At 73.4% G+C, this 20,719-nt stretch carries 20 protein-coding genes; 13 read left to right on the top strand and 7 right to left on the bottom strand.

Annotated elements, in window-relative coordinates; all coding sequences use genetic code 11:
• The first annotated feature begins 13 nt into the window (after positions 1 to 13).
• Positions 14 to 325, top strand: a complete 312-nt coding sequence (locus ACQP60_RS08720; RefSeq protein ID WP_429730805.1) for a DUF1330 domain-containing protein — start codon at positions 14 to 16, stop codon at positions 323 to 325.
• Positions 326 to 339: 14 nt separating this feature from the next.
• On the opposite strand, the gene ACQP60_RS08715 is transcribed toward ACQP60_RS08720, so the two are convergent.
• A complete protein-coding gene (locus ACQP60_RS08715; protein ID WP_429730802.1) occupies positions 340 to 627 on the bottom strand; it encodes a UBP-type zinc finger domain-containing protein in 288 nt (95 codons plus the stop codon).
• Positions 628 to 725: 98 nt separating this feature from the next.
• On the opposite strand from ACQP60_RS08715, the gene ACQP60_RS08710 reads away from it, so the two are divergent.
• A complete protein-coding gene (locus ACQP60_RS08710; RefSeq protein WP_429730799.1) occupies positions 726 to 1,481 on the top strand; it encodes a response regulator transcription factor in 756 nt (251 codons plus the stop codon).
• Here the strand turns inward: ACQP60_RS08710 and ACQP60_RS08705 are convergent.
• On the bottom strand, positions 1,457 to 1,834 hold the full coding sequence (locus tag ACQP60_RS08705; RefSeq protein WP_429730797.1) for a hypothetical protein: 378 nt from the start codon (positions 1,832 to 1,834) through the stop codon (positions 1,457 to 1,459). The two genes, ACQP60_RS08710 and ACQP60_RS08705, sit on opposite strands and share 25 nt — an antisense overlap.
• A 250-nt stretch (positions 1,835 to 2,084) precedes the next feature.
• On the opposite strand from ACQP60_RS08705, the gene ACQP60_RS08700 reads away from it, so the two are divergent.
• From ACQP60_RS08700 to ACQP60_RS08665, 8 genes are read left to right on the top strand one after another with little or no spacing between them, the layout of a single operon-like run.
• Positions 2,085 to 3,818 (top strand): NAD(P)/FAD-dependent oxidoreductase, encoded by a 1,734-nt coding sequence (locus tag ACQP60_RS08700; protein WP_429730794.1) that lies wholly within the window; start codon positions 2,085 to 2,087, stop codon positions 3,816 to 3,818.
• Positions 3,815 to 4,288, top strand: coding sequence for a nitroreductase family deazaflavin-dependent oxidoreductase (locus tag ACQP60_RS08695; RefSeq protein ID WP_429730791.1), 474 nt, complete (start codon positions 3,815 to 3,817; stop codon positions 4,286 to 4,288). Before ACQP60_RS08700 ends, ACQP60_RS08695 begins: the two co-directional genes overlap by 4 nt.
• A gap of 42 nt (positions 4,289 to 4,330) precedes the next feature.
• Positions 4,331 to 7,066 (top strand): cation-translocating P-type ATPase, encoded by a 2,736-nt coding sequence (locus ACQP60_RS08690; RefSeq protein ID WP_429730788.1) that lies wholly within the window; start codon positions 4,331 to 4,333, stop codon positions 7,064 to 7,066.
• Positions 7,063 to 7,575: a hypothetical protein gene (locus tag ACQP60_RS08685; protein ID WP_429730786.1), complete on the top strand. Its 513-nt coding sequence runs from the start codon at positions 7,063 to 7,065 to the stop codon at positions 7,573 to 7,575. Before ACQP60_RS08690 ends, ACQP60_RS08685 begins: the two co-directional genes overlap by 4 nt.
• A gap of 6 nt (positions 7,576 to 7,581) precedes the next feature.
• Complete coding sequence (locus ACQP60_RS08680; RefSeq protein ID WP_429730784.1) at positions 7,582 to 9,159, top strand: proton-conducting transporter transmembrane domain-containing protein; 1,578 nt, start codon at positions 7,582 to 7,584, stop codon at positions 9,157 to 9,159.
• Positions 9,160 to 9,184: 25 nt separating this feature from the next.
• Positions 9,185 to 10,630, top strand: a complete 1,446-nt coding sequence (locus ACQP60_RS08675; protein WP_429730781.1) for a basic amino acid/polyamine antiporter — start codon at positions 9,185 to 9,187, stop codon at positions 10,628 to 10,630.
• 49 nt (positions 10,631 to 10,679) lie between these two features.
• On the top strand, positions 10,680 to 11,948 hold the full coding sequence (locus ACQP60_RS08670) for an arginine deiminase (RefSeq protein ID WP_429730778.1): 1,269 nt from the start codon (positions 10,680 to 10,682) through the stop codon (positions 11,946 to 11,948).
• A 57-nt stretch (positions 11,949 to 12,005) separates the two neighbouring features.
• On the top strand, positions 12,006 to 12,470 hold the full coding sequence (locus ACQP60_RS08665) for a DUF2255 family protein (protein WP_429730775.1): 465 nt from the start codon (positions 12,006 to 12,008) through the stop codon (positions 12,468 to 12,470).
• On the opposite strand, the gene ACQP60_RS08660 is transcribed toward ACQP60_RS08665, so the two are convergent.
• Together ACQP60_RS08660 and ACQP60_RS08655 are read right to left on the bottom strand one after the other, a co-directional pair.
• Entirely contained in the window at positions 12,467 to 13,156 is a 690-nt protein-coding gene (locus tag ACQP60_RS08660; RefSeq protein WP_429730771.1) for an ABC transporter ATP-binding protein, read from the bottom strand. The two genes, ACQP60_RS08665 and ACQP60_RS08660, sit on opposite strands and share 4 nt — an antisense overlap.
• Before the next feature lie 34 nt (positions 13,157 to 13,190).
• On the bottom strand, positions 13,191 to 14,309 hold the full coding sequence (locus ACQP60_RS08655; protein WP_429730768.1) for an FtsX-like permease family protein: 1,119 nt from the start codon (positions 14,307 to 14,309) through the stop codon (positions 13,191 to 13,193).
• Positions 14,310 to 14,458: 149 nt separating this feature from the next.
• Between ACQP60_RS08655 and ACQP60_RS08650 the strand changes: the two genes are divergently transcribed.
• The 3 genes from ACQP60_RS08650 (at position 14,459) to ACQP60_RS08640 (ending at position 17,571) form a co-directional block, all read left to right on the top strand.
• Complete coding sequence (locus ACQP60_RS08650) at positions 14,459 to 15,649, top strand: sensor histidine kinase (RefSeq protein ID WP_429730765.1); 1,191 nt, start codon at positions 14,459 to 14,461, stop codon at positions 15,647 to 15,649.
• Positions 15,646 to 16,281 carry a LuxR C-terminal-related transcriptional regulator gene (locus ACQP60_RS08645; RefSeq protein WP_429730762.1) on the top strand — a complete coding sequence of 212 codons (636 nt, stop codon included), beginning with the start codon at positions 15,646 to 15,648 and terminating at the stop codon, positions 16,279 to 16,281. The genes ACQP60_RS08650 and ACQP60_RS08645 overlap by 4 nt, the downstream gene beginning before the upstream one ends.
• 423 nt (positions 16,282 to 16,704) lie before the next feature.
• Entirely contained in the window at positions 16,705 to 17,571 is an 867-nt protein-coding gene (locus ACQP60_RS08640; RefSeq protein WP_429730760.1) for an Ntn hydrolase family protein, read from the top strand.
• 843 nt (positions 17,572 to 18,414) lie between these two features.
• Here ACQP60_RS08640 and ACQP60_RS08635 read toward each other — a convergent pair.
• From ACQP60_RS08635 to ACQP60_RS08625, 3 genes are all read right to left on the bottom strand, one after another.
• A complete protein-coding gene (locus ACQP60_RS08635) occupies positions 18,415 to 19,305 on the bottom strand; it encodes a hypothetical protein (protein ID WP_429730758.1) in 891 nt (296 codons plus the stop codon).
• The gene (locus ACQP60_RS08630; RefSeq protein WP_429730755.1) at positions 19,302 to 19,742 is read right to left on the bottom strand and encodes a hypothetical protein; all 441 of its coding nucleotides are present in this window, start codon (positions 19,740 to 19,742) and stop codon (positions 19,302 to 19,304) included. The genes ACQP60_RS08635 and ACQP60_RS08630 overlap by 4 nt, the downstream gene beginning before the upstream one ends.
• Before the next feature lie 116 nt (positions 19,743 to 19,858).
• Complete coding sequence (locus ACQP60_RS08625; RefSeq protein ID WP_429730753.1) at positions 19,859 to 20,614, bottom strand: TIGR02391 family protein; 756 nt, start codon at positions 20,612 to 20,614, stop codon at positions 19,859 to 19,861.
• Positions 20,615 to 20,719 lie beyond the last annotated feature (105 nt).

The following is a 20,719-nucleotide window of genomic DNA, read 5'->3' as shown; positions in this document are numbered from 1 at the left end:
GAGAAGGTGGACGATGGCGATCACCCTGTGCGTGCTGCTGTGGGCGGCCGACGGCGAGGCCCCGGCGCTGGCCGACTACGAGACCGAGGTGCTGGCGCTCGTGCCGCGGCACGGCGGACGGGTGCTGCACCGCGTGACCAACGTGGCGCACACCGACGACGCCGCGCACGGCGCCGTGCAGCCCACCGAGGTGCAGCTCATCGAGATGCCCGACGAGGAGGCGCTCGCGGACTTCATGGCCGACCCCGACCGGGAGGCGCGGCTCGACGTCCGCGACCGCGCGATCGCGCGGACCGAGATCCTGCGCGTCCGCCCCGTCGGGTGAGCCGGGCGTAGCGGTCAGGCGGGCGCGGGCATCTCCCGGCCGGGCACGAGCACCTCGTCCACGAAGCACCAGCCCCAGTGCTCCCCGGGCTCGACGGATCGCATCACGGGGTGCCCGGTGGCGTGGAAGTGCGCCGTCGCGTGCTTCGCCGGCGACGAGTCGCAGCAGCCGACGTGCCCGCACTCCAGGCAGGCGCGCAGGTGCACCCAGGTGCCGCCGGCGGCCACGCACTGCGGGCACTCGCCGACCACCTCCGGCGCTACCGGGACGATCTGGTCCAGATGTGTGCAGGTGCCCGTCATGGTGACGCCCTCTCCGGCGGGTCGGTCGCCGCCACCGGCGAGTCTAGGAAGGTGCGGCGTCTGCTGCGGCCTGGGCGCCACCTCGCTAGCGTGTCGTCATGCTCGTCGGACCCCATCCGCACAGCGGCGACGCCCGTGAGCGCACGGCCGTCGTCGTGGAGGACGACCCCGACGTCCGAGACCTGCTCGACGCGGTGCTGACCCAGGCCGGCTTCGTCACGCGCACGGCGGCGTCGGGCCTCGAGGGGGTCGAGCTCGTGCGCACGTTCGACCCGCTGGTCACGACGCTCGACGTGGGGCTGCCCGACATCGACGGCTTCGAGGTGTGCCGCCGGATCCGTGCCGTGTCCGACACGTACGTGGTGATGCTCACCGCGCGCGCGGAGGAGATCGACGCGCTCATGGGCCTGGACGCGGGCGCCGACGACTACCAGACCAAACCGTTCCGGCCGCGGGAGCTGCGCGCCCGGATCGAGGCGATGCTCCGCCGTCCGCGGCGGGACGTGCCGCCGGCCGCCGCGGGTGCGGCCGCTCCGGCCGCCGTCGGGCTCGTCGTGAACGCGGCGGCGCGCACGGTGACGGTCGACGGGGCCGAGGTGCACCTCACGCGCAGCGAGTTCGACCTGCTCGTCGCGCTCACGAACGCCCCCGGGCACGCGATCCCCAAGGACGCCCTGGTCAGGGTGCTGTGGGCGGACGAGTACGACACGGGGACCCCGGTCACCGACCAGGACCGCCGCAGCGTCGAGGTGCACCTGACCAACCTGCGCCGCAAGCTCGGCGACGACGCCGCGTCGCCCCGCTGGATCCGCACCGTGCGGGGCGTGGGCTACAGGTTCGACCACCCCTCCTGAGCGAGGGCGCTGGCGACGACGACCGCGGCGGTCCGGGACTCGTCGGCGATCTGGTCGACGTGCCGCCGTGCGCCCTCGACCCCCTCGGCCTCGAGAGCGTCGAGCCCGCGCGTGGCGGCGTCCGCGAGGGCGTCCATGCCGAGCATGTCCGCGGTGCAGGAGAGGGTGAGGAGCACCTCGCAGGCGGCGTCCGCGTCCGCGCGCGTCAACGCCGCCCAGAGCGTCCCCACGCGGTGCGGCAGGAGGCCCGCCCAGGAGCCCGCGAACCCGGCGACCGCCGCACGGTCGCCGTCGAGGTCGTCCTCGAGCGACTGCCACGCGGCCGCCATGGTGGGGGTCAGGCCCGGGTTCACGGCCGGGGTCCGGAGCGTTCCTCCCGGAGCACCACCGGTCCCGCCGGCCGCGGGGCACGACCGCGCACCCAGGGGGAGGTGTGCTCGGGTGCTCCGGGGGGTCCGGACGGCGAGGTCGACATGGTGCTCCGGGAGGTGATCGTGGGCTTGCGATACCGATCCTGCGGCGCGAACCTCGAGGTGACCGCCGTGCGCCGGCAGGTTTGGCTCAAGATCTGCTCAGGATTCCGGCTCCGCCTACCCTGACCGCATGTCCGAGCGTCCGGAAGCACGCGCCGAGAACCCCTCCGACCGTCCGGTGGTCCTGCTCGTCGCCGACGCGCACGCCTCCCGGGTCGAGGAGGAGTTCCGGGCCCGCTACGACCGTGACTACCGCGTCGAGCTCGTGCGCACCGCCGACGCGGCGCTGGACCGGCTGCGCGACCTGGTGGCCGCGCGGGAGCCGGTGGCGATGATCGCGGCGGAACGCCGGCTGCCCGACGCCACGGGCGTCGAGCTGCTGCACCAGGTGCCGGCGGTCGTGTCGACGGCGCGACGGGTGGCGCTGATCTCCGGCGACGAGTACGCCGACGCCCTGGACGAGATGCGGGCCGCGCTGCTGCGGCGCGACATGGACACGTTCGTCGGCATCCCGCGCGGCGCGCGCGACGAGGAGTTCCACACGGCGCTGGTCGAGCTGCTGTCGGAGTGGGGCTGGTCGGTGGCCCGCCCCACCGTGACGTCCACGGAGATCGTCGCGGCGCCCGGCGACCGGGTCGCGGCCGCCGTCCGCGACCTGCTCGAGCGGCTGGGCGTCCCGAACCGGGTGCTCGCGCCCGACGACGCCGCGGCGCGCGAGATCCTCGGCGAGGCCGGTCCGGGCGCCGTCCTGCCCGTGGTGCGCACGTTCGCCGGCCGGGTGCTGTCGGGGGCGACGCCGTCGGCCGTGGCGGAGGCGATGTACGGCGGCTACGACTCCATCCCGCCGGGCGAGATCGCGGACGTCGCCGTGGTCGGGGCGGGGCCGGCAGGGCTGGCGGCCGCCGTGTACGCGGCGTCGGAGGGGCTGGCGACCGTGGTGCTGGAGCGCGACGCCATCGGTGGGCAGGCCGGGTCGAGCTCGATGATCCGCAACTACCTCGGCTTCCCGCGCGGCATCTCGGGGATGCGGCTGGCGCAGCGTTCCCGCGTGCAGGCCGGGCGGTTCGGCGCCCGCTTCTACACGGGCCGCCCGGTCGCGCGGATCGAGCCGGGACCGGCGGACGAGCCGGAGCACCACCACGTGCACGTCGACGGCGCGCAGCTGTGCGCCCGCACGGTCGTCCTCGCGACCGGCGTCTCGTACCGCCGGCTCGGGGTGCCGGGCGTCGACCAGCACGTCGGCACCGGGGTGCACTACGGCGCGGCGAGCTCGGTGGCGCGCGAGATGACGGACCGGGACGTCGTCGTGGTGGGCGGCGGCAACTCCGCGGGCCAGGCCGCCGTGCACCTGGCGAAGTTCGCCGGCTCCGTGACGATCCTCGTGCGGCGCGGGAGCATCGCCGAGACCATGTCGGACTACCTGGTCCGCGAGATCGCCGCGACGCCGACGATCGCGGTGCGGCCGCGCACGGCGGTGGTCGACGGCGGCGGGGACGGCCGCCTGCAGTGGCTGATCACCGAGGACCTGGACACGGGCGAGCGGTCGAAGACCCACGCCGACGGCCTGTTCTGCCTGCTGGGTGCCGAGCCGGACTGCGGGTGGCTGCCCGACGGCGTCGCGCGCGACGACCACGGCTTCGTCCTCACCGGGCGCGACGTGCCGCAGGAGCGCTGGGAGGACGGCCGCCCGCCCGCCAGCCTGGAGACGACGCTGCGCGGCGTGTTCGCCGTCGGCGACGTGCGGGCCGGCTCGATGAAGCGCGTCGCGTCCGCCAGCGGCGAGGGCGCGTCCGTGCTGCCGCTGGTGCACGCGCACCTCGCCTGGCTGCGGGCGCAGGAGTTCGGGGGAGGGGACCCGGCATGACCGGCCCGCAGGAGAACGGCCAGCAGGTGCCGCGCACCTTCACCCGCAGCCGCGCCCGCGACGTCGGCGACGCGGTGACCAGCGTGTTCGTCCGCCTCGGGCTGGTGCCGGGCACGTCGCTGCTGACCACCAAGGGCAGGCGTTCCGGGCTGCCCCGCACGAACCCCGCGACCCTCGTCACCCTCGACGGGCGGCGCTGGCTGGTGGCCCCGTACGGCGTCGTCTCCTGGGTGCACAACGTCCGCGCCGACCCGCGCGTCCTGCTGCGCCGGGGCCTCGCGCGGCGCGTGTACGTGGTGCGGGCGGCGTCGGCGGACGAGGCAGGGCCCGTGCTGCGGCAGTACGTGCGCCGGTCCCGGCCCACGCGGCCGTACTTCGCGGCGACCGTCGACTCGCCGGTGGAGGCCTTCGTCGCCGAGGCGGACCGGCACCCGGTGTTCGAGCTGGTGCCGTACGACACAGGTCGCTGACCCGCCGCGCGGCCCGGGGCGAACGGGGGTCGAATGGGCCCCATGGGATCTGCGCAGGACGTCGCCACGGACGCGACCCCCTGGTCACGACCGCCCGCCGAGGTGCTCGCCGCGCTGCGCACGGACGACGGCGGCCTGAGCGCCGCGGACGCGGCGGCGCGGCTCGCGGAGGTCGGACCCAACCGGCTGCCACCGCCGGAGAAGGACCCGCTGTGGAAGCGGATCCTCGTGCACTTCGACGACGTGCTCATCTACATCCTGCTGGTCTCCGCGGTGCTCAAGGCGATCCTCGGCGACTGGGTCGACTTCACCGTGATCCTGCTGGTCGCGGTGGTGAACGCGGCGATCGGCTTCATCCAGGAGGGGCGCGCGGAGAGCGCGCTGAACGGCATCCGGCAGATGCTGTCCGTGCACGCCGAGGCGCGCCGGGACGGTGCGTGGGCCAAGATCGACGCCGACGACGTCGTGCCCGGCGACGTCGTGCGCGTGCGCTCCGGCGACCGCGTCCCCGCCGACGTGCGCCTGCTGCAGGCCACCAACCTGCGCGTCGAGGAGTCGGCGCTCACGGGCGAGTCGGTCGCGGCCAGCAAACGGGTCGACGCCGTGGACCCCGAGGCCGGCGTCGGCGACCGCACCAGCATGCTGTTCTCCGGCACGCTCGTGGCCGCGGGCCAGGGCGTCGGGGTGGTCACGGCCACCGGCGAGCGCACCGAGATCGGCCGCATCCAGACGATGATCTCGGAGGTCACGAGCCTGGAGACCCCGCTGACCAAGCAGCTCGACCGGTTCGGCAAGCTGCTCGCGGTGCTCATCCTGGGCATGGCCGTGGTGATGGTCGTCATCGGGCGCGTGGTGCACGACTTCTCCGTGCCGGAGCTCGTCTCCGCATCCATCGGATTCGCCGTCGCCGCCGTCCCCGAGGGCCTGCCCGCCCTGGTGACGATCACCCTCGCGCTCGGCGTGCAGCAGATGGCGCGCCGTCGTGCCATCACGCGCAAGCTGCCCGCCGTCGAGACCCTCGGCTCCGTCACGACGATCTGCTCGGACAAGACGGGCACCCTCACCAAGAACGAGATGACCGCGCGGCTGGTGCGCACGGCCGGCCGGTCGTTCGCCGTCGCGGGCGCCGGCTACGCGCCCGCCGGCGAGCTCACGCTCGCGGGCGAGGGGTCGCGGCACGCCGACCTCGTCGACGACCCCGACCTCGGCGCCGTCGTCGCGGCGATGATGCTGTGCAACGACGCGCGCGTCGTGCCCGGGGACGCCGGAGCGGGCGAGGACTGGCGGCTGGTCGGCGAGCCGACGGAGGGCGCGCTGCGCAGCCTCGGCATGAAGGCCGGCTTCGACACCACGGGCTGGTCGCGGCGGGACCTGGTGCCGTTCGAGTCCGAGAACAAGTACATGGCCACCCTCGACCGGGACGCGGACGGCGGCCTGGTGGTGCACCTCAAGGGTGCGCCCGACCGCGTGCTGGACCGGTGCACCACGCAGACCGCGCCGGACGGCACCGGGCAGCCGATCGACCGCGCGTTCTGGGAGGCGCAGATCGACGAGATCGGCGGCCGCGGCCTGCGGGTGCTCGCCGCGGCCCGGGGCCCGGCGCCGTCGGGCCCGCTCGCCGACTCCCTCACCGGGCTCGAGCTGTGCGGGCTGGTGGGCATCGTCGACCCGCCGCGCCCGGAGGCGATCGACGCCATCGCGCAGTGCCGCGACGCCGGCATCGCCGTCACGATGATCACCGGCGACCACGCCGGCACGGCGGTGGCGATCGGCCGCGAGATGGGCATCGTCCACGACGACGCCGCGCCCGACGGCACGGGCCCCGCCGTCCTCACCGGGGCCGAGCTGGAGGCGATGAGCACCGAGCAGCTGCGCGCCGTCGTGCAGGACGTGCACGTGTACGCCCGCACGAGCCCGGAGCACAAGATCCGCATCGTCTCGGCGCTGCAGGCCCACGGCGAGGTGGTCGCGATGACGGGCGACGGCGTCAACGACGCCCCCGCGCTCACGCAGGCGGACGTCGGCGTCGCGATGGGCATCAAGGGCACCGAGGCCACCAAGGACGCGGCCGAGGTGGTGCTCGCCGACGACAACTTCGCCACCATCGAGCGGGCCGTGGAGGAGGGGCGGCGGATCTACGACAACATCCGCAAGTCGGTGCTCTTCCTGCTGCCCACCAACGGCGCGCAGTCGCTGGTCATCCTCGTGGCCGTGCTGTTCGGGCTGGTGCTGCCGCTCGCGCCGGTGCAGGTGCTGTGGATCAACATGATCACGGCCGTCACGCTGTCCCTCGGCCTCGCCTACGAGAAGGCGGAGCCGGACGTCATGTCGAGGCCGCCACGCGACCCGAAGGCGTCGATCCTCGACGCCGCGTTCGTGCGCCGCATCCTCATCGTGTCGGTGCTCATCGGCGGCGCCACGCTGGTCGTCTTCTACGCCGAGCGCGCGCAGGGCGCGCCGCTCGCCGAGGCGCAGACCACGGCGGTGACCATGCTGGCGCTCGGCCAGCTCGCGTACCTGTTCAACTGCCGGTTCCTCGACCGGTCGAGCCTCACCGTGGACGTGCTGCGCGGCAACCGCGTCATCTGGCTCTCCGCCGTCGCGCTGATCGCCCTGCAGTGCGTGTTCGTGTACGCGCCGTTCATGCACGACTGGTTCGACGCCGCCCCCATCGGCCTCGAGGAGTGGGGCAAGACGCTCGGCCTCGCCATCGTGGTCTTCCTGCTCGTCGAGGTGGTCAAGGCCGTGGGCCGTGCACGCGCCGGGCACGACCGGTGAGCGCACGTCGTCAGGACCGGCTCACGCCGGACCAGCGCGCCGACCGGCTCAAGGAGCGCGTGTACGTCACGTTCGCGGCGCTGGCGGTGGTGCTGGCGCTGCGTGGCCACGTCGAGGGCCTGACGCCCGGCCGGGCGGCGACCACGCTGGTCATCACCGTCGGCGGCACGCTGCTGGCCGTCTTCCTCGCCGACCTCGTGTCGCACGTCGTCGTGCACAACCACCTCCCGTCGCGCGCCGAGGGGCGCCACATGGTGGGCGTGGTCTCCAGCGCCGCCGGCGTCGTCGTCCTGCCGCTCGTGTTCCTGTGGGTGGCCGCGACCGGGGCGTGGACGACGGCGGGTGCGCTCACCGCCTCGACCTACGCGCTCGTCGCGAGCCTCGGCCTGATCGGGTACGTGGCGGTGCGTCGCGCGGCGATCCCCACCTGGCAGAAGTGGCTGCTCCTGCTGGCCGAGGTGGTGCTCGGGCTGGCGGTCGTGGCCCTCGAGGTGCTCGCCCACGGGTAGGCGCACATGACCTGGCTGCTGCTCGTCGCGCTCGCGGTGCCCGTGGTGGTGGCCGTGGTGCTGCTGACCCGTGCGCCGGACGGCCTGGTCCGCGCGGCGCCGCTCGCGCTCGTCCCGGTCGTGGCGGTGGACCTGCTCGGCCCGGCCGGCGGCGTGGTGCTGCGGCTGGACCTGGTGGGTCGCCCGCTGCTGCTGTTCGTCGGGGTGCTGTACGCGGCCGCGCTCGCCCTCACCGCGCGGTCGGCGGACGCCCGGACGGCGTCGCGCAGCGGGCTGCTGCTCGTCGCGTTCGTCGGCACCGCGACGGTGCTCGTCGCCGCCGACGCGGTGACGTTCCTCGCCGGGTGCGTGGTGACGACGGTCGGCGCGCACCGGCTGATCCTGCACCCGCGGACCGTGACGGCGCGGCGTGCGGGCCGGCTCTACCTCGTCCTGGCGGTGGCGAGCGACGCCGTCCTGGCCGTCGCCGTCGTGCTCGTCGTCGCGGCGGGCGGGCTCCGGCTGGCCGACGCCCCCGCAGCCGTCGCCGCCGCGCCCGCGGGCGGGGTGATCGTCGGGCTGCTCCTGCTGGGGTTCGGCATCAAGGCCGCGACCTTCCCGCTGCACGGGTGGCTGCCGATCGACGAGGCGGCGGCGTCCGTGCCAGTCGGGGCGGTGCTGAGCGGCACGGTCGTCAAGGTCGGTCTCGTGGGCTGGCTCCGGTTCCTCCCCCTGGGGCACGAGGCGATGCCGGGCTGGGGCACGGTGCTGGTCGTCGCGGCGCTGGTCGGGGCGTTCGGGGTCCTCGTGCCGGGCGTCCTCACCGACGACCCGGAGGTCTCCCTCGCCTACAGCACCGTGGGGCAGATGGGGTTCCTCGCGATGGTCGTCGGGGTCGCGCTCGGGGCCCCGGACCTGGCGGAGGCGTGCGTGCTCACCGCCGTCGTCTACGCGGTGCACCACGGCATGGCCAAGGGCGGGCTGATCATGGCGGTGGAGGTCTGGGAGCGGTACGGCGCCGGCCGCGCCCGCGCGGTCGTGCTGGGCGGGGCGCTCGTGCTCGGGCTCGCGATCACCGGCGCGCCCCTGGGCAGCGGCGCCGTGGCCAAGTACACCGCCAAGCGGGCCGTGGGCGACGCGCCGTTCCTCGTCGACGTCACGGCGGTGCTGCCGTTCGTCGCGACCGTCTCCACGTTGCTGCTCGTCCGCGCGCTGGTGCTGCTGCGCGCGTCGGGACACGCCGGCCCGGCCGATCCCGACGCCGGGTTGTGGTCCTGGGCCGTGCTCGCCGTCGGCGGGACCGTGGGCACCTGGGTGCTGGCGTGGCTGTGGCTGCCGCCGGAGAAGGTGCCCGGCCTCGACGCCGTGACGGCCTGGGGCGCGGCGTGGCCGATCCTGCTCGGGCTGGCCGTCGCGGGGCTCGTCCTCGCCGCCGCCCGGGCCGGCGTCCTGCCCGCCTGGACGCGCACCCTGCGCATCCCCGCCGGCGACCTCCTGGAGGCCGTCGCGCGGGGCTTCGATCGCAGCGCTGACGGCAGCGTCGATCGCCCGGTCGACGCGCGGACCAGGCGCGACGGTGGAACGATCGGCCGCAGCACCCGGTAGGTCCCACCCCAGGAGGACGCGACAGATGGCGCAGGAGACGACGTCGGGGGCCGGCACGACGACGAAGGTTTCGCTGCTGACCCTCACCGCGATGGTCGTCGGGTCCATGGTCGGCGCGGGGGTGTTCTCCCTGCCGCGGCGGTTCGCCCAGGAGACGGGCGTGATGGGCGCGCTCATCGCGTGGGTCGTCGCGGGCGCAGGCATGCTGATGCTCGCGTTCGTGTTCCAGCGGCTCGCGATGCGCAAGCCCGACCTCGACGCCGGCGTCTACGCGTACGCGAAGGCGGGCTTCGGCGAGTACACGGGCTTCTTCGCGGCCGCCGGCTACTGGGCCAGCGCGTGCGTCGGGAACGTCACGTACTGGGTGCTCATCATGTCGACGCTGGGGCAGTGGATCCCCGCCCTCGGCGCGGGGGACACGGTGCTCGCGCTCGCCCTGTCGACCGTGGGTCTGTGGCTGTTCTTCCTGCTGGTGCGGCGCGGCATCAAGGAGGCGACGGCGATCAACCGGATCGTCACCGTCGCCAAGATCATCCCCATCATCGTCTTCGTCCTGCTGGCGCTGTTCGTCTTCGACCCGAGCGCGTTCGCGGAGAACTGGGGCGGCGCCGACTACGCCGGGAACCTGTTCGAGCAGGTGCGCGGCACCATGCTGGTCACGGTCTTCGTGTTCCTCGGCGTCGAGGGCGCGAGCGTCTACTCCCGGCACGCGCGCCGGCGCGAGGACGTCGGCCGGGCCACGATCCTCGGCTTCGTCAGCGTGTTCGCCATCTTCGCGTCGGTGACGATCGTGTCGTACGGCATCATGCCGATGGCCGAGATCGCCGAGCTGCGGCAGCCGTCGATGGCGGGTGTGCTCGAGGCGGCCGTCGGCGAGTGGGGCAGCATCTTCGTCGGCGTCGGGCTCATCATCTCGGTGCTCGGCGCCTACCTGGCGTGGACCTTGATGGCCGCCGAGGTGCTGTTCGTCGCCGCGAAGGACCGCGACATGCCGCGCTTCCTCGCCCGGTCGACCGACCGCGACGTGCCCGTCAACGCGCTGCTGCTCAGCACGTCCCTGTCGCAGGTGGTGCTGATCCTCACGTACTTCTCCGAGGACGCGTTCGACTTCGCGCTCGACATGACCGCCGTGATGACGCTCATCCCGTTCCTGCTGGCGGCCCTCTACGCGGTGAAGCTGCGCGCCACGCGCGAGACGTACGACGGCGACCCGCCGTCGACCCTGCGCGGGGACCTGGTCGTCACGGTCCTGGCGACCGTCTACACCGCCTTCCTCGTCTTCGCGGCCGGCCTGAGCCTCGTGCTCGTCTCGTTCCTCTTCTACGCGCCCGCGACGATCCTGTTCGTCATGACGCGGCGCGAGCAGGGCCGCAGGGCGTTCACCCCCGCCGAGCTGGTGCTGTTCGTCGTCGTGGTCGCGATCGCCGTCCTCGCGGTGATCGGCCTCGTCGCCGGCTGGATCTCCATCTGACCGTCACCGCCGACCGCACCGTCCGTCGTCCGACCGAAAGGTTCTGCCCATGACCTCCGCACCGTCCGCCCAGCCCGCCGCCCCGGTCCACGGCGTCCACTCGGAGGTCGGCCGGCTGCGCAAGGTGCTGGTCTGCTCGCCCGGGCTCGCCCACGAGCGGCTCACCCCCACGAACTCCGACGACCTGCTGTTCGACGACGTCATGTGGGTGGAGTCCGCGCAGCGCGACCACCTGGACTTCGTCAACAAGCTCACCAACCGGGGCGTCGAGGTGGTCGAGCTGCACGACCTGCTGGCCCAGACGATGGCCATCCCGCAGGCGCGGTCGTGGCTCCTGGACCGCAAGGTGGTGCCGAACCAGGTGGGCCTCGGCCTGGTGGAGGGCACGCGGGCGTACCTCGACTCGCTCACGGACCGCGAGCTGTCGCGCTTCCTCATCGGCGGCCTGTCGACGCACGACCTGCCCGAGGACTTCCGCAGCGACTACGTGAACCTGGCCCGCGAGTCCACCGGCACCCCCGAGTACCTGCTGCCGCCGCTGCCCAACACCCTGTACACCCGCGACACGACCTGCTGGATCTACGGCGGCCTCACCCTCAACCCGCTGTACTGGCCGGCGCGCAAGGACGAGACGCTGCTGATGAAGGCGATCTACTCGTTCCACCCGGACTACGTCGGGTCGCGGGTGTGGTGGGGCGACCCGGAGCAGGACTGGGCGCAGGCCACCATCGAGGGCGGCGACGTCATGCCCGTCGGCAACGGCACCGTCCTCGTGGGGATGAGCGAGCGGACGTCGCGGCAGGGCATCACCCAGTTCGCCAAGGCGCTGTTCGACGGCGGCGACGTCGAGCAGGTCGTCGTCGCCGGGATGCCGCGACTGCGCGCCGCGATGCACCTGGACACCGTGTTCACGTTCGCGGACCGCGACCTCGTCACCGTGCACCCCACGATCGTCGACGGCATCCACGCGTTCACCCTCCGTCCGTCGGACGCCGCGCCCGGCGTGGAGGTCACCGACGAGGGCGACACCCCGTTCGTCGACGTCGTCGCCCGGTCGCTGGGCCTCCCGAAGCTGCGCGTCGTCGAGACGGCGGGCGACGTGTACGCCTCCGAGCGGCAGCAGTGGGACTCGGGGAACAACGCCGTCGCCCTCGAGCCCGGCGTCGTCTTCACCTACGACCGCAACACGCTGACCAACGCCGCCCTGCGCCGCGCGGGCGTCGAGGTCATCACCATCGTCGGCGCCGAGCTCGGCCGCGGCCGCGGCGGCGGGCACTGCATGACCTGCCCGATCTCGCGCGACCCGATCGACTGGTGACCGACTGACCTGCGCCCGCGCGGAATACGCGTGGCCCAGGTCACTGTTCGACCCGTCGTGACCCTCCTGACGCGCGCCACCGCCTTCCTCCACGAGCTCGACGTCCTCGAGGCCCTCGAGGCCGCGACCGCCGTGCAGGTGGTCCTTCCGCGCGAACCCGGCCGGCCGTGGCGCGGCTGGGTGGTGCAGCTGGGTCACGACCTGTACGTGCGTGCGGCGCCGGGCGCGGCGCCCGGCGCCACCGGCCGCGCGCACCTGCAGCTGGACGGCGTCCGCCACCCGGTGGTGCTCGCCGAGGTGGCCCCGGAGCTGCACGGGCTGCTCGACGACGCCTACCTCGCGAAGTACGGCCGGTGCACGCCGGAGAAGGTCGGCGCCGTGACGTCCGACGTCGCCGCCGCGGGCACCTTCCGCGTGCGGCTGCGGCGCGCGACGTGGGGCGAACGGATCGCGGAGGCCGTCGACGCCGCACGCCTCGCCCGCCGTCCGCGGCGCACCCCGGAGCCCTGCCCCAGCTGCTAGACCGGCTCGGCGACCCGCTCGAGGCGGGCGTCGAGCATCCGGACCGTCGCGTCCACGCTGGCCAGGGTGGACGCGTCGTGCGACACCAGCAGCGTGGCCGCGCCCGTCTCGCGGGCCAGGCCCGTGATCAGCTCGACCACTCGGGTGCCGCGCTCGTGGTCGATGGCCGACGTCGGCTCGTCGACCAGCAGCACCTGCGGCCGGCCGACCAGGGCGCGCGCGATCGCGACGCGCTGGCGCTGCCCGCCCGACAGCTGCGCGGGCCGCTTGCGCGCGTGGTCGGCGACGCCGACGGCGTCCAACAGCTCCATCGCCCGGGCGCGGACGGTCGACGGGCGCCGGCCGCGCAGGTGCGCGTGCAGCTCCAGCTGCTCCAGCGCGGTGAGCGAACCCAGCAGCTGCGGCGACTGGAACACCATGCCGATCCGGTCCAGGCGGGCTCGGGTCGCGTCGGCGACGCTCGTGGCGGGGGTGAAGACGACGTCGTCGCCGAAGCGGACCGTGCCGCGGGTCGGGTTGGTCAGCCCGGCGGCCACAGCCAGCAGGCTGGACTTGCCGGCGCCTGACGGGCCGAGCAGCGCGGTCGTCGTGCCCGCCGGGACGGCGAGGTCGACGTCGTCCACGGCGGTGAGCGTGCCGTCGCCGTCGGGGTAGACGAGCGTGATGTGGTCGAGGTGCAGGTCCATCGGGATCCTCCTGGGTGGTCTGCCTGTCGGCGGGTCAGCGGGCCGCGAGCGCGGCGTGCGGGTCGATCCGGGTGATGCGGGCGATCGAGACGGCGGCGCCGGCCAGGCCGAGCACCACGAGCGCCGCGGCGGGCACGAGCGTCGTCGCGGTCGTCACGACCACCGGGACGACGTCGGGCAGCAGCGCCGCCCCCGCGACCGTGAGGCCGGTGCCCACCGCAACGCCGCCGACCAGCAGCACCGCCGCCTGCCCGAGCGCGTCGCGCAGCAGGTAGCGGGTCGAGGCGCCCAGCGCCTTGAGCACCGCGACGTCCCCCGACCGGCCGATGGTCCACACGGTGAAGAACGCGCCCACCACCAGAGCGGAGATGACCAGCAGGAACGCCTGCATCGTCGAGAGCGAGGTGTTCTCCCCGACGAACGACGCCACCGCCGAGCGAGCACCCGACGTCGTGACCGTCGTCGTGCCGAGCGCGGCGTCGGTGTCCGCGAGGGTGGTGTCGTCCGCGTCGTCCGCGTCGTCGGTCGTCGTGAGCGCGACGACGGTCGCGACGTCGTCGCCCCCACCCGCGCCGCGCGCGCCGACCGCCTGCCAGTCGTCGAGCGTCGTCCACACGACGGGGGTGTGCGAGAACGACTCGTCGGCGTCGACCGTGGCCGCGACCGTGAGGTCGGCGCCGCCGAGCGTGACCGTGTCGCCCGCGCTCGCGCCGAGGGCGTCCGCCGCGGCGGGAGTGAGCACGATCGTGCCCGGCTCGACGTCCTGCCCGCCCGGCACGAGGCCCGAGCCCTCCCCGACCCCGAGCGCCGTGACGGACGCCGTCGTGCTGTCCGAGCCGGCGCGCGTCGTCGCGAGGCCCAGCGGCTCGGCGGACTCCACGCCCGGCGCGTCGGCCCAGCCCTCCCACTGGTCGCTCGTCACGCGCGACGCCGTGAACTCGGGGGAGTCGCCGGCGGCGGGCATGGAGAACGCCAGGTGGTCGGCGGGCAGGTCCGTGACGGCCGACGTCGACTCGCGGGCCAGGCCCGCCGTGAGCGACGCGAGGAACGTGACGAGGAACGTGATCAGCACGATCACCACGGACATGAGGACGAAGCGGCCGCGGGCATGCTTCAGATCGCGCAGGGCGACGAACACGGGGATGACCTCCACAGGACGGGTGTTCCGGACTGCCTCCAGCCTCCGCGTCGGGGCGCCCGCGATCATCGGGACCCGGGGTGATCCTGCGGCGCCGAAGGATGGCCCGCCCGTTCCACCTTTCGGACGATGCGCCGGCGGCCCGCGCCGCTACCGTGGATCGGGTGATCCACCCCCAGCCGTCGGCGACGCGCGCCCTCATCCTGGGGCTCGATGTCCTGCTCGCGGCGCTCGCCGTCGTCGCCGTGGTGCAGGCCCCGCCGGGGCGGGCGTGGGCGGCGGCCGTCGTCGCGGCGGCGCTCGTCGCCGTCTACGTCGCCGGACGCCGGGCCGTGCGGGTGCACGACCGGGCCGTCGACACCCCGCGCGGCGCCTGGTGGCCCGACACGGCGTGGATCGCCGCCCTCGTACTCCCGTGGGTGGTGCTGCTCTGGCTCTCGCCGGCGGCACTGTGGCTCGCGTTCCCGCTGATGATCCTGCAGATGCACGTGCTCGGGCCGCACCGCGGCGTCATCGCGGTGGCCGTGACGACGGCGCTCGCCGTCGCCGAGGGGCTCCTCGTGCAGGCCGACGCCGACGACCCCTGGACCGGCTTCGTGCTCGGGCCCGTGCTCGGCGGCGCCGTCGCCGTGGGGGTCGTGCTGGGGATCGAGGCGTTCGTCCGCGAGTCCCAGACGCGGCAGCGGACCGTCGACGAGCTCACCCAGGTGCGCCAGCACCTCGCCCAGGCCGAGCGGGACCGGGCCGTCACCGACGAGCGCGCCCGCCTGGCCCGCGACATCCACGACACCCTGGCCCAGTCGCTGTCCGCGATCGAGCTGCTGCTGCGGGCCGCCGACGACGCCGTCGGCACCGACGACGAGCGGGCCCACGACCTCGTCGGCCAGGCGCGCGGCGCAGCCCGCGACAGCCTCGCCGAGGCACGCCGCGTCGTGCAGGACCTCACGCCGCCCGACCTCGACCGCACCACCCTCGTCGCCGCGCTGCGCCGCGTGGCCGAACGGCAGCCGCTCGACGTGTCCGTGCACACCGCCGGCGACGTCCGCCCCCTGCCCGTGCCCGTCGAGACCGCGCTGCTGCGCATCGCCCAGTCCGCGCTCGCCAACGTGGCACAGCACTCGGGCGCCGACCGCGCCCGGCTCACGCTCACCTACGAGCAGGACACCGTCACCCTCGACGTCGTGGACGACGGCCGAGGCTTCGACCCCGAGCTCGCCACGGGCGCGCCCGGGCGCGGCTTCGGGCTGCCCTCGGTCCGGTCGCGGGCGCGCGAGCTGGGTGGCACCGTCACGCTCGAGACGTCGCCGGGCGCGGGAACCGCCCTCGCGGTGACGCTGCCCGTGGAGGAGCCATGATCGACGTCGTGCTCGCCGACGACCACCCGGTCGTGCGCGCCGGGCTGCGGGCCGTGGTCGACGGGCAGCCGGACATGCGCGTCGTGCACGAGACCGGCACCGCCGAGGACCTCCTCGCCTGGCTCGACGACGGCGGGCGGGCCGACGTCGTCCTGCTCGACCTGCGGTTCGGCGACGCCGGCCCCGGGCGGACCCGGCTCGGGGGCGCCGAGGCGACCGGCACCGTGGTGCACCGGCATGCGACGCCGGTGCTCGTCGTGACCACCTACGGCACCGACGCCGACATCCTCGCCGCCATCGAAGCCGGCGCCACGGGCTACCTGCTCAAGGACGCGCCCACCGAGGAGCTGGCCCGCGCCATCCGTTCCGCCGCCGCCGGCGAGGTCACCCTTGGCGCCGACGTCCAGCGCCGGCTCCTCGGCCGCATGCGGTCGCCGGGCGAGACCCTGAGCGCCCGCGAGCTCGAGGTGCTGCGCCTCGTCACCGCCGGCCGGTCCAACGACGCCATCGCGCGCGAGCTCTTCGTCTCCGTCGCCACCGTGAAGTCCCACCTGGCGCACATCAACACCAAGCTGGGCACCCAGTCCCGCACCGAGGCCGCCGCCGTCGCCCGAGAGCGCGGGATGCTCTGAGCCCGCAGCGGCAACCACCCTGCTGCGGATCAACGCGGCGCGGACGTGGCCACAGAGGCGAGTGACGACGGAGCGCCCCTCTCCGAAGGGTGAGCGGATGGGCCGAGCGGCTCAGAACGGTGGGTCGCCGGGGTCGGGCAGCGGGTCTGGCGGCTCGGGTGGGTCTGGTAGCTCAGGTGGGACCAGGTCGCGGCCGGTGAGGTCGACGGGATCGGCGACGGGGTCGCGGGACGTCCGGCCGGTGGGTGACGTCCAGACGAGGGTGCCGTCGGGCTCCTGTCGTGACTGCCATCGTGTCTCGTGCTTCATCACGTGATGCGGTGTGCGCGTCTTACAACATCGGTGCTCCCACGGGTGACTATTCACCCGGTGCGCGGGCGTGGCCTGCAGACTCTCGGTCGAGTGGTCGGCCATGATGGCGGCGTGACCATCGCGCTCGTGATCAAGGTCAACGACGGTGTCGTCCTGGCCGCTGATAGTGCCACCACCATGGGCAGCGTGGGGCCGGACGGCTCGCTGCAGGTGATGAACATCTACAACAACGCCAACAAGGTGTTCAACCTGCACAAGGGGCTGCCGATCGGGGCAATGACCTGGGGGCTCGGTAACGTCGGGCCTGCGTCGATCGCGACCCTCGCCAAGGACGTCCGCCGCGCATTCCATGGCGAGTCATCGAAGCGGCCCGAGTGGCGGATCGACCCCAGCGACTACACGATCGAACATGTGGCAGACCGCGTGCGGGACTTCCTGTGGGACAAGTACGTCCCTGTTCACGGGGCGGAGCCTGCGACCCCAGAGGAACAGGGGCGCGTCCTCGGCTTCCTCACGGCGGGATACTCGTGCGACTCGGACGATCCGCACGTCTTCACGGTCAGCCTCGGCGAGGACGGCGGCGACCAGGTGACCGAGCACTTGGTGGACGACACCGGCGCGATGTGGTGGGGGCAGCCCGAGGCCATCGCTCGCATCGTCGGCGGGATGAGCCTCGACGCGCTCCCCGCGATGGTCAACGTTGGCATCTCGCCGGACGAGGTGGTGCCGTTCTACAACGCTGTCCGTGCTCAGGTTGCTCCGCAGATGATTCCCCCGGCCATGCCCATCCAGGACGCCATCGACCTGGCCGAGTTCCTGGTCTACGCCACCATCCAGTTCGTCCGATTTTGCCCTGGTAACCCCACTGTTGGCGGCCCCATCGAGATTGCTACGATCACCAAGCACGAGGGGTTCAAGTGGGTCAAGCGCAAGCACTACTTCGACACTCGGCTCAATCCACCCCAGGAGGTGCGCTAGTGATGCTCAACAACGCCGGGACCAACGTCTACCGGTCCGGCCAGGGTGCAGCCGTTGGCGCGCGCAAGGTTGGATCTTCCAGCACAACGACGCTTCGGGCGTCGGCGGCGCCGTCAAAGCGGATCGTGATCACGCCCCCGTCGAAGCGGGACGCCAAGAAGCGCTAGTCCTTGGTGCCCGGGGACGCCCCGGACCTGATCCGTGGCCATCGGCCAGCGCCTGGACGCCCCGGCTAGGCTCGGCCCGAATGCTTGACCTTTCCTTTGCCCGCACAGAGAAAAAGACTGGCACGGGGTCACCCGACCGGCCGCGCTCAAAAAACGTGGGGGGCCTGTGGCGACGGCGGCGCGCGCCGTGACGAATCGCCGGGCTCCAACTCGTTGGTGTTCGTGCGCGTCGCTGTGATGCATCTGCATCGGGCCGTCACGACGCTCAGCACCACCACGCGCTGGTCGTGACCACCTCGTGGTCGTCTTCGTGCTCGGCGCTACGACTGAGCCGTGAGCCTCGGTCTCGCTGGGCTGGCGGCTCGGCCCTCGTGGTGCTGCTGGTCGTGCTGCTGCTCAGCCCTGACCGCGACGTGCACGTGCGTGTCTGTGCGGGCCTGGAGCCCTGGCCCTGCCACCCCTGGGCCTGGTGGGGCTATGGGGCGCCTGAGGGGCCGGGGCGTACCGCAGGCGGGGGGCCTGTAGGCCGGGGGCCCTTGCTCAGGGGTGGGGGTATCTGCTGCTGGGCAGGGGGTGCCCTCGTGCCTGAGGTGGGGGTGGTGCTCCACGACGAGGGGGTGGGGCGCGGTGACCCTGGCCGACTCGCCGCCGCCAGGTGGGATTGACCCAGCCGGGGTCACCGTGGTCTCAGGGCTACCGGACGTGCACGCGGGCGCTGGGGGTAGTAGCGCGTCTGTACCTGGCTGGCGGCCCTGCCCCGTGCGCGTATTCCGGCCTCAAGGGCGCGTACCTCGTGCTCGTCGTGGCGCTCGCGGCGTAGCGCCTCGGAGGCGAACCGGGGCACGTCCGCGACGCGCTTGACGCCGGTCTCGTCCATGCCGAACGCCGGGGTCTCGGTCAGGCTCACCTCGCCTAGCCGCATGCCCTGGGCGCGTCGCTGGCCGACGATGGCGCCGACCTCCGGCGTGGTCATCAGGGCGTTGAATCCGGCGCTGAGGCCGACCCGGCCGAGGTCCGTCAACGCCAAGATTCGGTCCTCCAGTTCGCCCTCGGCCAGCGCTAGCCAGACCTTCAGCCCCTCGTCGCGCCGTTCGATGCCGACGAGGGCGCCGCACCGCACGCCGGTCTCGTGCGCCCAGTGCACCGGGACCTCGGCCACGTCCAGGGACACCACGTCCACCGGGCCGACGTGGGTCACGGTGTGGCCGTCGTGCTGGGAGACTGCAAAGTCGGGCATGACGTTGCCGGTCACGATCCTGGAGCGCGGGCTGTAGGCCTCAAACACCCCGCGTGGTTCCTCGCGCCGGGCACGGGCGGCCACCACGGCGTCGTAGCCTGCCCTGGAGGCCGTCCAGGGCACGTCGGCGAGGTCGTCCGGCGCGGTCCAGCGCAGCAGCGCGGCGGCCGTCTCGTCTGCCGTGAACTGGTTGGGCAGCCCTTCCGCGAGACGTTCCAGGTCGTCCTGACGGATCTGCACGCGGCGGTCCTCGGGCAGGTGGTCGTGCACGCCGCGCGCGAGCGCGGCCCGCTCATCGGGGGTGGTGGGGTAGCTGTTCGTCGTCGTCATCGGCCCGCCACCAGTTCGTCCCACTGGCGGCCCTTGGCCAGGGCAGCCTCGGTCTCGGCCAGCACCGCGCGGCGACGTTCGGCCAGGGCGCGCTGAGCCTCGCGCTCGGCCTCGGCGTCGCGCTCGTCGGCATCGACCTTGTCGGGCTCGGGGTGGGCCTCGGGGATCTGGTGGGCGTCGCCGGTCAGGGGCGCCAGCGGCGTGGGGCGCCCGGCCACGTCGGGCACGGGCTCCACGTCGTGCGGGACCTCGTGCACCACGTCCTCGTCGCCGTCCAGTTCGTGCACCTGCTGCACCGTCACCACCTCCACGCCCGTGACCTCCAGGCCGACCTCGGTGGCAAGCGCGTGCGCGGCGGCCTCGACGTCCTCGCGGCTCAGGAACGGGGCCAGCCTCGCCAGCGCCCGCCGCCTCGTGGTCCAACCCCTGGTTCCCATACCCGCGATTGTCCAGGTAGCCGAGCGGAATAGCGAGGGTTTCGGATGTCCGAACACCGCAGAGAGAAAGTCGTGCAGCCCCGGCGCTGCGGGGGACGGCTAGGCCCGACCGGCGGCTAAGACTGGGCGTCGTCCTCATGCGGGAGGAGTTGGCACTGATCGATCCATCGCGCCAACGTGGACAGGCTGGCCAACTGCTCGAACGCCTCTTGCCGGGGCATCTCGTCGGTGCCGTGCGTGCTGGGGTTCCTGATAGCCATGAAGCACCCCTGAGCGAAAGCCCGGATGCCGTCGCGCATGGCCTTCACGGTCTGGTCGGTGTCCTCACCGGGCCAGCGCAGGCGGGGCTTGCCCGGCTGGGGCGCGCCGTCGCGGAACACCTCGGTCATGAGGCTCTGGTCCGAAACGTCGCGGCGACCAACGCGCTTCTGGACGTCGGCGTTCAGGACCGTGGCGGCCGTCTGCACGGCCTGGCGGTAGTGCTCGCTGGACCACAGCGGGGACGCCGCCGCCCAGACCGTCGGGTGCAGTGAGTCGGCCGCCATCGCCGGGGCGCTGGTACCGAGGTGCTCCCGAGTCTCGGCCTCGGTCCTGACCTTCCCCAGTGCGATCTTCACTGTGGCCAGGCCTGAAGTGATCTCCGCGTACCCGCTCCCCCCAACGATGAGGATGAGGTTAGGCAAGGACTTCTGGCCCATGACTCGGGCGACGATCTGGGAGGTCTGGTCCTCGCGCTCGCGGAGGGGGGAGGTGTGCCTTTCCTTGATGAGGCCGCTTGAGGTAGTGGGCTTGGTCGCAAGCAGTCCCTCGGCTGTGATGATCCACCACTCCAGCCGATTAGCGGCCCATTCCACGTCGTAGTCCTGCGGCATCTGGCCCCTCCACCGTCGTGCGCGTCCTGGTGCGCGTCGTGAGGGCAACCTAGCGGGGGACACCGACACCCCATAGGGGTGGACAGGGTGGACAGTTGTCCACCC

Origin of the sequence: Isoptericola variabilis (assembly GCF_050311655.1) — a bacterium.
GTDB lineage: Bacteria > Actinomycetota > Actinomycetes > Actinomycetales > Cellulomonadaceae > Isoptericola > Isoptericola variabilis.
The sequence above is the reverse complement of the archived record's forward strand: the minus strand, read 5'-3'. Positions and strand labels throughout refer to the sequence as shown.